The 12963-nt window shown below is 67.6% G+C and carries 10 protein-coding genes, 2 rRNA genes and 1 riboswitch; of the genes, 2 read left to right on the top strand and 10 right to left on the bottom strand.

All coding sequences use genetic code 11. The annotated features are described in order from the left end of the window. Nucleotides 1–2088, top strand: coding sequence for a prolyl oligopeptidase family protein (locus tag G361_RS0138335; protein WP_019932451.1), 2088 nt, complete (start codon nucleotides 1–3; stop codon nucleotides 2086–2088). A gap of 12 nt (nucleotides 2089–2100) precedes the next feature. Here the strand turns inward: G361_RS0138335 and G361_RS0138330 are convergent, their stop codons facing one another. The 5 genes from G361_RS0138330 to G361_RS0138305 all read right to left on the bottom strand — a co-directional run bounded on the left by G361_RS0138330 (nucleotide 2101) and on the right by G361_RS0138305 (nucleotide 8101). Next, entirely contained in the window at nucleotides 2101–2961 is an 861-nt protein-coding gene (locus G361_RS0138330; RefSeq protein ID WP_026344022.1) for an alpha/beta fold hydrolase, read from the bottom strand. A gap of 120 nt (nucleotides 2962–3081) precedes the next feature. Further along, complete coding sequence (locus G361_RS46165) at nucleotides 3082–5046, bottom strand: NAD-binding protein (RefSeq protein ID WP_019932449.1); 1965 nt, start codon at nucleotides 5044–5046, stop codon at nucleotides 3082–3084. Between the two features lie 50 nt (nucleotides 5047–5096). Continuing rightward, complete coding sequence (locus G361_RS0138320; protein ID WP_036496571.1) at nucleotides 5097–5729, bottom strand: TetR/AcrR family transcriptional regulator; 633 nt, start codon at nucleotides 5727–5729, stop codon at nucleotides 5097–5099. 422 nt (nucleotides 5730–6151) lie between these two features. Then, nucleotides 6152–6943: an HAD-IIA family hydrolase gene (locus G361_RS0138310; protein ID WP_019932447.1), complete on the bottom strand. Its 792-nt coding sequence runs from the start codon at nucleotides 6941–6943 to the stop codon at nucleotides 6152–6154. Nucleotides 6944–7060: 117 nt separating this feature from the next. Continuing rightward, on the bottom strand, nucleotides 7061–8101 hold the full coding sequence (locus tag G361_RS0138305) for an LLM class flavin-dependent oxidoreductase (protein ID WP_019932446.1): 1041 nt from the start codon (nucleotides 8099–8101) through the stop codon (nucleotides 7061–7063). Nucleotides 8102–8311: 210 nt separating this feature from the next. On the opposite strand from G361_RS0138305, the gene G361_RS0138300 reads away from it, so the two are divergent. Continuing rightward, nucleotides 8312–8845 carry an LOG family protein gene (locus G361_RS0138300; protein ID WP_019932445.1) on the top strand — a complete coding sequence of 178 codons (534 nt, stop codon included), beginning with the start codon at nucleotides 8312–8314 and terminating at the stop codon, nucleotides 8843–8845. Here the strand turns inward: G361_RS0138300 and G361_RS0138295 are convergent. From G361_RS0138295 to G361_RS0138270, 5 genes are all read right to left on the bottom strand, one after another. Then, a complete protein-coding gene (locus G361_RS0138295; RefSeq protein WP_019932444.1) occupies nucleotides 8839–9222 on the bottom strand; it encodes a hypothetical protein in 384 nt (127 codons plus the stop codon). The two genes, G361_RS0138300 and G361_RS0138295, sit on opposite strands and share 7 nt — an antisense overlap. Before the next feature lie 84 nt (nucleotides 9223–9306). Further along, a complete protein-coding gene (locus tag G361_RS0138290; RefSeq protein WP_019932443.1) occupies nucleotides 9307–10713 on the bottom strand; it encodes a glycine hydroxymethyltransferase in 1407 nt (468 codons plus the stop codon). Nucleotides 10714–10730: 17 nt separating this feature from the next. Beyond that, nucleotides 10731–10815, bottom strand: a riboswitch (ZMP/ZTP riboswitch). A 120-nt stretch (nucleotides 10816–10935) separates the two neighbouring features. After that, nucleotides 10936–11895, bottom strand: a complete 960-nt coding sequence (locus tag G361_RS0138280) for a nitronate monooxygenase family protein (protein WP_026344020.1) — start codon at nucleotides 11893–11895, stop codon at nucleotides 10936–10938. Nucleotides 11896–12106: 211 nt separating this feature from the next. Continuing rightward, a 5S ribosomal RNA gene (gene rrf, locus G361_RS0138275) occupies nucleotides 12107–12223 on the bottom strand. 151 nt (nucleotides 12224–12374) lie between these two features. Continuing rightward, a 23S ribosomal RNA gene (locus tag G361_RS0138270) occupies nucleotides 12375–12963 on the bottom strand; the annotation flags it as partial.

Raw genomic sequence — 12963 nt, 5'->3', positions numbered from 1 at the left:
ATGACCGGCGTCGACGCGCAACAGACCGATCCGTATCTCTGGCTCGAGGAGGTGACGGGGGACCGCGCTCTGGACTGGGCCCGTGCCCACAACGAGGTGGTGGTCGAGCACTTCGCCACCTCGGATCGGTTCTCCGGGTTGGAGCACCGCATCCTCGACATGCTCGATACCGACACCCGCATCGCCTATCCGACCCGCCGCGGCAGTTGGCTGTACAACTTCTGGCGTGATGCCGAACACCCCAAAGGGCTGTGGCGGCGTACCACGTTCGAGGAGTACGCCACCGACGATCCCGCGTGGGAGGTGCTCGTCGATCTCGACACGCTGGCCGCCGCCGAGGACGAGAACTGGGTGTGGGGCGGCGCGGCCGTGCTGCGTCCCGAGCAGTCACTCGCGCTGATCAGCCTGTCTCGCGGCGGCGCCGACGCGAAGGTGATCCGCGAATTCGACATGACCACCAAGCAGTTCCGCGAGCCGCCGAGCCCGGAGAACGAGACGGCCGACGGCTTCTTCCTGCCCGAGGCGAAATCGCAGCTGCGCTGGATCGACGCCGACAACGTCTATGTCGGAACCGATTTCGGCCCCGGTTCGCTCACCGACTCCGGCTATCCGCGCATCGTCAAACGCTGGCGGCGCGGCACCCCACTGGAGCAGGCCGAGACCGTGTTCGAGGGCGAGACCGGCGATGTGATGGTCTCCGCCGGGTACGACCGCACTCCCGGCTACGAGCGCCACTACGTCGCCCGCGCCACCGACTTCTTCAACGAATCCGTGTATCTGCTCGAGGACGACGGCAACCTCCGGTTCATGGACGTGCCGAGCGACGCCTCCGAATCCTGGTACAAGGACTGGATGTTGGTGCGGCTCAAGACCTCCTGGACCCCGGAGACCGACGGAGGCACCCCCGTCACCTATCCGGCGGGCGCCCTGCTCGCCATCAACCTCGACCGATTCCTTTCGGGCGCACGGGATTTCGACGTGGTGTTCACCCCCGACGAGCACACGTCGCTGCACGGCTACGGCTGGACCGAGAACTATCTGGTGCTCATCACCCTGGAGGACGTGCAGACCAGGCTGTACGTGGTGACCCCCGGCGACTGGCAGCGGTCGCCGCTCGCCGACGCCCCGCCGATGGCCACCACCAGTGTGATGAACCTCGACCCGCTCGAGGGCGGCGACGAATTCATGCTCATCTCCAGCGGTTTCACCACCCCCGGCACCCTGCTGGCCAGTTCGGTCGGCGGCGACACCACCCCGCTGAAGCAGGAGCCGAGCTTCTTCGACGCCGAGGGCATCGTCACCGAGCAGTTCTTCGCCACCTCCGACGACGGCACCCGGGTGCCGTATTTCGTGATCCGGCACCGCGACCACATCGGCACCCCGGGCCCGACGGTGATGTCCGGCTACGGCGGCTTCGAGGTGTCGCGCACCCCGGCCTACAGCGGCGCCTCCGGCATGGGCTGGCTGGAGCGCGGCGGCACCTGGGTGATGACCAACATCCGCGGCGGCGGCGAATACGGTCCGCAGTGGCACACCCAGGCGCAGAAGGCCGAACGGCACCGCGTGTACGAGGATTTCTCCTCGATCGCGAAAGACCTTGTCGCCCGGGGCATCACGACGGCCGCGCAACTGGGTGCGGTGGGCGGCAGCAACGGTGGCCTGCTGATGGGCGTCATGCTGACCCGGTATCCGGAACTGTTCGGCGCCATCGTCTGCCAGGTCCCGCTGCTGGACATGAAGCGCTATCACCTGCTGCTGGCGGGCGCCTCGTGGATCGCCGAATACGGCGACCCGGACAAGCCGGAGGAGTGGGCCTTCATCAGCGAGTACTCCCCGTACCAGAACACCGATCCGGACCGGGCCTACCCGCCGATCCTGTTCACCACCTCCACCCGCGACGATCGCGTCCATCCGGGTCACGCCCGCAAGATGGCCGCGCTGCTCGAGGCGGAAGGTCACACCATCTGGTACCACGAGAACATCGAGGGCGGCCACGGCGGCGCGGCCGACAACAAGCAGATGGCGTTCCAGGCGGCGCTGATCTACGAGTTCTTCAGCCAGATGCTGCTCGACGACCCCGCTCGCTGATCCGCTCGGGGTCTACATATTGCGCAGCCAGCCCTCGACGCGCGTCACGGTCGACCCCGGATCGGTGATCCACCCGTTGTGGCCCAGCCGATCCGGGTTGTGCCACTTCGTGATCCGGGCCCGGGGCAGTTTCGCCAGCAGCTGGTCGGCGGAACCGCGCGGGGCGAGTTCGTCGCCGCGCACCGTGATCGACAACACCGGCAGGGTCAGCCGGCCGATCCGTTCCTCGTAGTCGATATCCGCGTCGACGGGGACGAATCGGCCGGTGCGGGCCAGCCGGGCCCAGTCGGCGATCAGCACCTTCGACTGCCGGCCGAACCCACCGGCGGTGATCCGGTCGCCGGGCCAGTAACCGAAGAGGTTGGCCGCCAGCGACACCGCGGTCGGCCCGAACACCATGCCCGGCCCCGCCAGACCGCGATAGCCGCGATGATGCGGCGTCCCGGACGCGACGAGGATCAGCCCCCCGAGCCGCCCGCGGATCCGCGCCGCGTACATCACTCCCAACTGACCACCGATACTGTGCCCCAACAGGATCGGCGTACTCGCCGGAAACCGGTCCCGGATCGCCTGGAACATCGCCGGGAAATCCACGGACACCAACTCGTGATACCCATAGGTGCTCGTGGGCCCGACGGCAGGCCGGCTGTCCCCGTTGCCCCGCAACTCCCCGATCGCCACATCGAATCCGCGCCCGGCCAGCTCCCGCGCGAAATCGCCGTAGTACATCCCCGGCACCCCCAACCCGGGCATGATCACGACCACCGCCCGCGGCGCATCCGGCGTGATCGGGTGCCGATGCGGCCCACGCGCGGGCACCATCCGCACCGGAACGGTACTCCCGTCCGCCAACTGGATTGGGACAGTCTCCATGCGCCGCCACGCTACCGGGACCAGCGGTATCAGCCTGCCCCACGACACGGCCGCAGACCGCCGAACACGAGTCCCACCGAGCACCCGGCGATACGGCCGGGCACCGCCACCGATATGGGCCTACGCCACGGGATCGGTTCGTTCGTCCGCACTCGCCGATGCCGACGGCTCCCGAATCGGCTGCGCTACAGCAGTATCCGGCGAGTCGGGCGGCTCCGCTGCCACCACGGCGGCCGGCGCGACCGACCCGGACAGGGGCAGGGTGAGCGGCGACTCCGTCACGACAGCCGCGTCGACCGGCGCGACCGGCGCGGTCTGGGACAGGATGAGCGACTCCGTCACGGCGGCCGAATCGACCGATGCCCGAACCGCCGCGACAGTCGGCGCGACCGGCCCGGACGGGGGCAGGACCGGCGGCGACTCGGCGACCGGATCCGCTGATGCGGCGGGAGTGCCTGCGGCGCAGAGGATCTGGAGCTCGTCCAGACCGGCGCGGGTGGCGATCGCGATGAGGTGGTTGCCGGGGGTGAGGACGGTGTCGGGGGGTGGTTGCCAGCTCGGTTCCACACCGACCGCGCGCTGGACCGCCAGGACGCGAGTGCGGCCGGGCAGGGTTGCGGCGTGCATGGGACGCCCCGCGAGGGCGGAGCCGGATTCCACCGGGAGTTCGGCGACCAGCAGGGTGGTGCGGTCGATCGACAGCGTGGCGATCACCCGGCTCTCCACCAGCGCGGCGGCGAATCCGGGTGCGGCCAGCTGGAACACGCTGCGCGCCACGGCCTTCTGCAGACTGCGCTGGACCCGCTCGGCGAGGTCGTCGTCGGACAGCCGCAGCACCACGCGCAGGTCGTCACGGTAGGACTGGCCCAGCATCGCGGCCTCCAGATTCACCGCGTCACTGTTGGTGGCCAGCACCAGAGCACGGGCCCGGGCCACCCCGGCGGCGTGCAGCGAGTCCTCCCACGTGGCCTGGCCGAACACCACGGGCACACCGAGCGAGCGCGCGAGAGCGGTGCCGCGCGCATCCTCCTTGTGGTCCAGGGCCACCACCCGGACACCCAGATCGCTGAGCTGCTCGACGATGCGCATACCGACATTGCCCAATCCGGCCACCACCACGTGGTTCTCGTATCGGGACGGGTCCGGGCGGGCCGACGCGGTCAACTGCGCGCGCAGCACCCCGCCCACGACCAGGGCCGTCACCACCGGTGTCATCGCCAGGCCGACGAAGGTGATCGCCAGCTGGAGCACCTTGAACATCGGCCGCTTCTCCGGTTCCGAACCGGCGGCGCCCGCCGCGTCCAGCAACGTCTCGTATGCTGCCGCGCCCCAACCGGTTCCGGTCGCGACCAGCAGGCAGCAGCCGAGCGCGACCAGGCACAGCAGCACCAGCATCAGCCGAATCAGAGTGTTGCGCACCAGATAACGGAACACTCCGAGCCAGCGATGCCGCCGCCGTGGCGAATACGGCACCCGCGTCGCCAGTGCCAGTGCGCGGTCGGCGGGTTCGCCGGGTGCCACCAGTTCGACACCGTCCGGACTTTCCCGGATGCCACAGATCACCGGATGAACAGATTCTGTTTCAGATTCGGTGACATAGAGCGTGCGTTCACCGAGCCGCAGATAGGTCACCGCGCGCTCGCCGAGCGCGGCCGCGATGAGCGACGGCGCCGCCATTTCCGAGATGGACAGCACCACGCAGTCGGCGAACAAAGTACGGATTCGAAATCCGAGGCCGGTGTTGAACATTCGGATGACCAGCCGAATGCGCGGATTCATCTCGGAGGCCCGTAGCGCGGCGTGGAAATTCTCGACATCGCCGTTGTCCAGCAACGCCAGCGCGTGCGCCTCGGCCACCCCGGCGGCCCGCAACGTGGCCTCGTCCGGCCGTGCGGCGAATATGACACGCACCCGGTCCAGTGCCCGCAACAACGGCACCCATTCGGGGTCCGAGGCGGGCAGTACGGCGGTCACGGTGGCCTCGCCGTACCGTTCCAGCAACCGCACAGCCAGCTGATGAACGAGCGGATTGCCACCGCACAGAACGAAATTCGGTGCGCCCGCCGCCGTCCCCGCCGATTCCACCCTGCCGATGCTAGCGAATCGCGTCCGCCGGCAACGGTTGCCGCGCGCGCTCAGGCACTGACCGCGCCGATGATCACCCGCCGCAGCACCTGGGTCACATCCGTCAGCGGCGGCCTGGGATCCGAACCGCTCCAGGCATCCACGACGTAGTTGACCGCGCCGATGATCGCGAGCGAGCGCATCTCGTAGTCGCCGGAAGGGATCTCACCGTGCAACGCCGCGTCCTCGGCCGCGCCGGCCAGCAAAGATCCCCAGGCACGGCGCAATTCGAGCCGGAACTTCTCCACCTTGGGCCCCGCGCCGACCACCTCGACCAGCGCCACCCGCGCCTTGCGCGGATCCCGTCCGATCGACTCGATGTAGGCCCGCACCGCCGCATCGATGGTCTCCACCGCGGCGGCGTCGGTATGGGCCGCCAGCGCCTCGGCCACCGATTCCCTTGACTCCCTGTCGATCTGTTCGTACAGCTCGAGCAGCAGCGATTCCCGGCCGGTGAACTCCTCGTAGAACTGACGCGAGGAGAGTCCGGCATCTTTGCAGATCGCCCCCACCGAGCTGTTCGCGTAGCCGTCGCGCGCGAACACCGTGAGACCGGACTCCAGAAAACGCGCACGTCGCTGCCGCTGCCGGTCTTCTACGGGCTGTCCGGCGTACATCCTGCCCGTGTTCGTTTCCTGTGACATTGCGCCAGACAATACCGAAAGCCCCGATCCGGTTGTCACGGATCGGGGTCTTCCTTTCCAGCTTCAGGAGACTTCCAAATTAGCCGAAAGTTGGCTGTATGACTTAACCTATCGCGGATGAGCCGGTGCCCAGTGCCGTCACCAAGTTCGCAGCGAAGTTGAGCAGGCTGATGATCGCGTCCATTACGTACTTCTCTCTCCGGACCATCAGAATCAGATGATCACCAACTGTTTGCCACGCACACCTTACTTGTGCGCCTTCGACAAGGGAAGGCGTTTTTTAATAATTCTCATAGTTTTTATTCGCGCGACATTGCACAAGCGATCGACCGATCACCGCGTACCCCGTCGGCGCCGAGTTCATCACTTGACCAGAAGAATGATTGAGAGGAAATTCATAGACTAATTTCCGCGATTCGGCTTTACTCCAACGCATCGGGTATGCCCGCGAGTACGTCCGGCAGATCCGCGATCGAGTCCACGACATAGTCCGGCGCCCGCTCCGCCCCGGCCAGTGCGGCCGCATGGAACTTACCGGTTCGCACCAATACTCCGATCATCCCGATCCGTTGTGCCGCAAGGACATCCGAGTACAGATCGTCGCCCACCATGACGATGTCCGCAGGGCCACTGCCGATCAACTCCGCACAGATGTGGAATCCGGTACCGGACGGCTTGCCCACCACCGTGATTCGCGCGCGCCCCGCCGCCTCCAGACCGGGCAGATAGACGCCGGTATCGATCCGCAGCCCGTCGGCGGTGGCCCAGGTGCTCCCGCCCTGCATGGCGACCACCGGAACACCGTCGAGCATCAGTTCCACCACGCGGCTCAGCGCCCGATGCGTGAATTCGGCGCCGGCGCCACCGAGCACCACCACTTCGGGCCGCTCGTCGTCGCGCGGCACTCCGGCCAGATCGGCGTCGACATCACCGTGATTGAGCACCCACACCCGCGCACCCGGATACTCCTGCCGCAGATATGTGGCGGTCAACCGGGCCGCGGTGACGATCTCCCCGTCCTCGACCTCGATTCCCACACCCCGCAGCCGCGCCGCGATCTGTGCACAGGTGACCGACGTGGTGTTGGTGAGAAAGGCCCGCCGCAGCCCGGCGGCCCGGATCCGGCGCAGCGTAGCGGCTGCCCCCGGAATCTCCCGCCAGGAGGTCACCAGCACCCCGTCGATGTCGTACAGGACGCCCGCCACACCCGACATCCCCCGAGACTACCCGCGCCGGAACAGCCGCCGGGAGGTTGTTCCCGACGCGGCCTTCACACTCCTGTCGTCCGGTGCGCGGCACTCCCGTCGTGGACGATGCCGGCGTTCCGGTCGTCACAGCGTTCCGGTCGTCACCGTGCCCGGCATCGGGCGGCCGAGCCGCGGCACGACCTCGGTCGCGAACAGCTCGACAGAGCGCAGGGTGGCCTCGTGACCCGGATCGACCGGATGCACCTGGATCATCAACTCGGTGGCGCGGCCCAGTACGGTATCGGCGGCCACCTGCTCCGCGACATCGTCCGGCGTCCCCACGTAGCAGTCGCGCAGCACCTCGGCCACGGTGTCGGCCCGCTCGGGGCCGCCGCCGTTGCGGCGCTGCCAGGCGAGGTGGCGGGTGGCGCCGCGCTCGGCCAGCGTTTGTGCCGTCTCGCGATCGTCGGCCACGAACACCCCGCGTGACGCCCCGATCCGCGGGACCGCGCCGGCGGGCAGGGCCGCGAGATACGCGTCCACCATCGGCTCCTGGAGCTGCGACAGTGTGGCATCGGGTGCGGCGGCCGCGCGCGGCTGCGCCTTCGACAACAGCAGCCCGTCCCCGGCGGCACCGGCCCGCTCCGCGCCGGATACCGAGAACGTCGCCTGCCAGAGCCGCTGCGGCAGGGTGCCACCGGGCGGATTCAGCCGCCGCGCACCCAGCAGCGGCGCACCCGACAACGCGGCCCGCACCCGGTCCAGCTTGTCCGCGTACACGCGCTGCCGCTCGGCACCGGGCACTCCGAACAGGTCGAACGCATGCCCCGAGCCACCGGCGCCGAAACCGAGCTCGAGCCGGCCCGAAGCCAGCGTGTCCAGCACGGACGCGTCCTCCGCCACCCGGATCGGATCCTCCAGCGCCAGCGTGACGATCGCCGTGCCCAGCCGCAGCCCCGGGAACCTGGCCGCGACGTGTGCGAGGAATACCAGCGGCGACGGCAGCCCGCCCTCGTCCGGCTCCAGATGATGTTGCGCCACCCACGCGGTCTCGAAGCCGAGCCGCTCGGCCGCCGCGATCTGCTCCAGCGCGTGCCGGAAGACCGTCGCCGCGTCCTCGTCGGCCGAGGAACGAACGAGCCGGGTGAACAGGCCCAGACGCTCGGGAATCCGTGCGGAGGTCATTGCACCGCCTTGTCAGACAGGCGTCGCGAACAGCCGGATTTTCGATCAATTCGGACGCGGGTACCGCGCAGGACGATCTCGCCGCCGTGCACACCGGTGGTGTGCGATCTCGGCCTGCCTTGTTCGACGATCAGGATAACCAGCTATATCGGACCGGTTGGTCCGGGATGCCCGCGCTCAGCCGTGGCCGCAGAGATCGGCGGGGTTAGGATGACCGCCGTGCCCACCGGAGCAGCCGCATCCGCCGGACCGTCCCGGCCGGCGCCACAGATCGCGGTCTGCGGCCCACGCGACTGCACCGAGCCGGAAGCCGGCACGGCTCGGGAGGCCGGTCGCCTCCTGGCCTTGGCGGGTGCGGTGGTGCTCTGCGGCGGTGGCACCGGTGTGATGGCGGCGGTTGCCGAAGGCGCTTCCGGCGCAGGCGGTTTCGTGGTCGGCATCCGGCCGGATACGGATCGGACGGCGGTGTGCCCGGGTCTGTCCGCCGTGGTGTACACGAATATGGGCGAGGCCCGCAACGCGATCCTGGTGGCGTCGGCGGACGCGGTCATCGTGATCGGCGGATCCTGGGGCACCTTGACGGAATTCGCGTTCGCCCGGCATCGTGACCTCCCGGTGGTGTCGCTGGGCGGCTGGTCGATCGTGGACGCCGCCGGCGCTCCCGTCGGCCCCACACGCACGGCGACCACCGCGGCCGAGGCGGCCGAGATCGCGCTCGCCGCCGCGCTTGCTCGAATTCAGTAGTCACACAACTGAATCCACTCGCCAGCGACCGGCCCGCCGACATCCCTCATGTACAGGCCGGCGCCGGAGATGTAGGGCACCGCCAATTCCAGCACGCCGGCGCGGTAGATCGCCCACTTGTTGTCCGCGCTCCGCAACAGCGTCGCTGTCTCCCCGCCGTCCAGGAATCCGCTGAAACTGAAGCTGTGGCTTTCGCTTTCGATCACGCCGCCGTCGACATAGGCGTACTGGTAGGTATAGGCGTAGAAGTAGCCCCAGTCGTCCAGGGTCTCGGAACAGCTTCCGGAAGTCGAGGACGAGAACGACGCATGCGCCGTTCCCGTCGACGCCCCCCACAGCACAGCCAGCGACATCGCGGCCGGCAGAATCTTCCTCATGCCCGAAAGACTAGGGACACAACCTTTTCGGTGACCTTGTGATTCCCATAACGTGGCAGGCCGTGACGCGGCAGGTCCCGGTGGTCATCGCAGCTCGAGACCCGGATACAGCGGATGGCGGGCGAGCAGTTCGGCCGAGCGGGCACGCACGCGCTCGGCGACACCGTCGGCAAGTGCGTAGCGCGCCTTACCGGTCGGCGTCGTGGCACGCAGCACGATGTCGAGGAGATCGGCGATCTCGTCCATACCCGCCGCGTCGACACCCCGGGTGGTCAGCGCCGGAGTGCCGACGCGGATACCGGTGGTGTACCAGGCGCCGTTCGGATCCCGGGGAATCGCATTGCGATTGGTGACGATGCCCGCATCCAGCAGCGCGGACTCGGCCTGGCGACCGGTCAGCCCGTACCCGGAGACGTCGATCAGGACCAGATGGTTGTCGGTGCCGCCGGTGACCAGGCGAGCGCCGCGACGCAGCAGCCCGTCGGCGAGCGCTCTGGCGTTGTCGACCACGCGCTGCGCGTAATCCGCGAATTCCGGTGCGCGGGCCTCGGCCAGCGCGACCGCCTTCGCCGCCATCACATGCGGCAGCGGTCCGCCGAGCACCATCGGGCAGCCCCGGTCCACCTGATCCACCAGACCGGAATCGCACAGCACGAGCCCACCGCGCGGACCGCGCAGGGACTTGTGCGTGGTGCTGGTGACGATATGCGCGTGCGGCACCGGATCCTCGTTGCCGGAGAACACTTTTCCGGCCACCAGCCCCGCGAAGTGGGCCATGTCCACCATCAGCGTGGCACCCACCTCGTCGGCGATCTCGCGCATGATCGCGAAGTCGACCCGTCGCGGATAGGCGGAGTAACCGGCCACCAGAATCAACGGCCGGAATTCCCGCGCGGCCTCCCGGACCGCCGCGTAATCGAGCAGGCCGGTCTCGGGATCGGTCCCGTAACTGCGCTGGTCGAACATCTTGCCGGAGATGTTGGGCCGGAACCCGTGTGTGAGATGCCCGCCGGCGTCCAGCGACATGCCGAGCATGCGCTGATCACCGAGCTCCCGTCGCAACGCCGCCCAGTCCGCCTCGGTGAGATCGTTGACCTGCCGCACCGCGGCCCGCTCGAGGGCCGGCACCTCCACGCGCTGCGCCAGCACCGCCCAGAATGCCACCAGATTCGCATCGATACCCGAATGTGGTTGCACGTAGGCATGTTCCGCGCCGAACAGCGCACGGGCATGCTCCGCCGCGATCGACTCGACCGTGTCGACGTTGCGGCAGCCCGCATAGAACCGCCGTCCGATCGTTCCTTCGGCGTACTTGTCGGACAGCCAGTTCCCCATCGCCAGCAGGACCGCCGGCGAGGCGTAGTTCTCGCTGGCGATCAGCTTCAGCGATTCACGCTGATCGTCGAGTTCCTGTGCGATCGCCGCCGCGATACGCGGTTCGACCGCGCGGACGACATCCAGACCGGATCGGAACGCCTCGGATTCGGACACCTTCGAGCCTCCTGTTCGTCAGAGGCCCAGGCGCGCGGCAAGCATTCGGGGCCGCTTCCTGATGGTCGATTCCATCCACAGGCGCCAGTCACGGCCCAGGGACACCATACCGTCGAACCTGCCACCGGGTGTGATCAGGGCCGGGCGGACGTGCGCGCGTCGCGTCCGAATTCGGCGGTCGATCGTTCTGTGCCTTCCGCATCCAGCCGGTGCGTCCCGCATTCAGCGGTCGATACGGGCCAGTGCGCGTTCCGCTTCGGCCACGATGGCGGCGACGATATCCGCGGCAGGCTGGATATCGGTGACGAGGCCGACCGCTTGCCCGGCCCAGACCGGGATCACCGATATGTCACCGCGTGCGGCCGCCGCTCGATACTCGTGCAACGCTTCGGGAGTGGCGCGCAGTTCGTCGTCGCGGTCCCGCCAGCGGTCCAGGAACGGATTGCCGAGGGTACGAGCCGGATAGTTCGCGGGCCACGGGGCATCGCGGGCGATATCGAGCGTGCGATTGATCTCGGTGTCCTCACCGTCCGCCGCCACGATCGCCTTACCGATCTCCTCGGACACCAGAGCTTCCGGGCTGGCCTGGAAACGGGTGCCGATGAGTGCCCCCGCCGCACCGAGCGCCAGCGCGGCCGCCAGTCCACGACCGTCACCGATCCCGCCGGCCGCGAGCACCGGAATCGTCCCGGCCAGATCCACCACCGCCGGGACGAAAGACATGGTGCCGATGGCGTTCTCGCCGCTGTGCCCACCCGCGTCGCCGCCCTGGGCCACGATCACGTCGGCACCGAGATCGACGGCACGCCGGGCCTCCGCCCGATCGGTCACCTGCAGGATCAGTGGCACACCCGCATCCTGCACGAGCCGGGCGAACGGTGTCGGGTCGCCGAACGACAGCATCACCGCCGCAGGCTCGTGGGACAGTGCGTCGGCGATCACGGCCTCTGTGATCGCCCAGGTGAGATAACCGATACCCCAAGGCTTCCCGGTGGCATTCCGAGCGATCCCGGCCTCCCGGCGCAGCCATTCACGATCACCACGGCCGGCGCCGATCATGCCGAACCCGCCGCCTTCGGAGACCGCCGCAGCCAACGCGCCGCCGGCCTCGCCACCCATAGGTGCCGACACTATGGGGTATCGAACGCCGAGCTGCTCGGTCAATGCGGTACGCAATGTCATCCCCCGATTCTGCAACCGATCACCGATCACCGGTCGCCGGATCCCGCAGGGACCGGACCGCACTCGGGACGTCGACGCATTCTGTAGCCGTCGACATGTGTGCACCGTGGACGCAAAAAGGCCCCCAACAATTCTGTTGGAGGCCATTGTTTCCGGTCGTGGAACGAGTGAAGGGGACCCGTAATCACGGGTCCCCTTCACTGAATGTATGTTCCGGCGGTGTCCTACTCTCCCACACCCTGGCGAGTGCAGTACCATCGGCGCTGGCAGGCTTAGCTTCCGGGTTCGGAATGGGACCGGGCGTTTCCCCACCGCTATAACCGCCGTAACTCTATGAAACTATCCACACCCCCACACACTCGACAGACTCCGGTGAGGCGCAGAAAGGGAATCAACCCTCTCCAGCCACACCGAAACCCCTCGAACCATGGGGTTCGTGTGTTGTTTCAGACACTACACAGTGGACGCGTAACACCTTCGTTGGTAAGCCCTCGGCCTATTAGTACCGGTCACCTCCACACGTTACCGCGCTTCCAGTTCCGGCCTATCAACCCAATCGTCTATTGGGAGCCTTACCCCCTTCAAGGGGTGAGAAACCTCATCTAGGAACAGGCTTCCCGCTTAGATGCTTTCAGCGGTTATCCCTTCCGAACGTAGCAAACCAGCCATGCCCCTGGCGGAACAACTGGCACACCAGAGGTTCGTCCGTCCCGGTCCTCTCGTACTAGGGACAGCCTTCCTCAAGTTTCTAACGCGCGCGGCGGATAGAGACCGAACTGTCTCACGACGTTCTAAACCCAGCTCGCGTGCCGCTTTAATGGGCGAACAGCCCAACCCTTGGGACCTACTCCAGCCCCAGGATGCGACGAGCCGACATCGAGGTGCCAAACCATCCCGTCGATATGGACTCTTGGGGAAGATCAGCCTGTTATCCCCGGGGTACCTTTTATCCGTTGAGCGACACCGCTTCCACATGCCGGTGCCGGATCACTAGTCCCGACTTTCGTCCCTGCTCGACCCGTCAGTCTCACAGTCAAGCTCCCTTGTGCACTTACACTCAACACCTGA

Origin of the sequence: Nocardia sp. BMG111209, assembly GCF_000381925.1 — a bacterium.
Taxonomy (GTDB): domain Bacteria; phylum Actinomycetota; class Actinomycetes; order Mycobacteriales; family Mycobacteriaceae; genus Nocardia.
The sequence above is the reverse complement of the archived record's forward strand: the minus strand, read 5'-3'. Positions and strand labels throughout refer to the sequence as shown.

Excerpts from the sequence above, each read along its gene's own strand:
- G361_RS0138330 (WP_026344022.1), bottom strand. The coding sequence starts at position 2,961 with ATGGAGACTGTCCCAATCCAGTTGGCGGACGGGAGTACCGTTCCGGTG.
- G361_RS0138300 (WP_019932445.1), top strand. The coding sequence starts at position 8,312 with ATGACCGCCGTGCCCACCGGAGCAGCCGCATCCGCCGGACCGTCCCGG.
- G361_RS0138280 (WP_026344020.1), bottom strand. The coding sequence starts at position 11,895 with ATGACATTGCGTACCGCATTGACCGAGCAGCTCGGCGTTCGATACCCC.
- G361_RS0138335 (WP_019932451.1), top strand. The coding sequence starts at position 1 with ATGACCGGCGTCGACGCGCAACAGACCGATCCGTATCTCTGGCTCGAG.
- G361_RS0138310 (WP_019932447.1), bottom strand. The coding sequence starts at position 6,943 with ATGTCGGGTGTGGCGGGCGTCCTGTACGACATCGACGGGGTGCTGGTG.
- G361_RS0138295 (WP_019932444.1), bottom strand. The coding sequence starts at position 9,222 with ATGAGGAAGATTCTGCCGGCCGCGATGTCGCTGGCTGTGCTGTGGGGG.
- G361_RS0138305 (WP_019932446.1), bottom strand. The coding sequence starts at position 8,101 with ATGACCTCCGCACGGATTCCCGAGCGTCTGGGCCTGTTCACCCGGCTC.
- G361_RS0138320 (WP_036496571.1), bottom strand. The coding sequence starts at position 5,729 with ATGTCACAGGAAACGAACACGGGCAGGATGTACGCCGGACAGCCCGTA.